This window comes from Acidisoma sp. S159 (assembly GCF_009766125.1).
GTDB lineage: Bacteria > Pseudomonadota > Alphaproteobacteria > Acetobacterales > Acetobacteraceae > Acidisoma.
The window spans coordinates 1-216 of the sequence record NZ_LMUG01000086.1 but is presented as its reverse complement, the minus strand read 5'-3'; the positions used below and the strand labels follow the sequence as shown (position 1 = coordinate 216).

1 protein-coding gene is annotated in these 216 nt (G+C 56.0%); it reads right to left on the bottom strand.

Going from position 1 to position 216, the window contains the following annotated elements:
* Nucleotides 1–23 precede the first annotated feature (23 nt).
* Nucleotides 24–216: hypothetical protein (locus GSQ92_RS30550; RefSeq protein ID WP_216856990.1), on the bottom strand; the 193-nt coding region annotated here is incomplete at its 5' end.

The following is a 216-nucleotide window of genomic DNA, read 5'->3' as shown; positions in this document are numbered from 1 at the left end:
CGAGGCATAACCCGAGACGACGATCACCTCGATTTCGGGATAAAGCTGGCGGACGCGCACGCGAGATCAATTCCGTCCTTCTCACCAAACATGGCGACACCTGTAGATACCAAATCGACGTCATCGACGTCTGTAGGGTGGACCGCCGCATCATTGCCCGTGGCGACCTCAGTAGCGTCAAACCCTCCTTCTTTGAGGAAAACAGCTGTTGTGGGC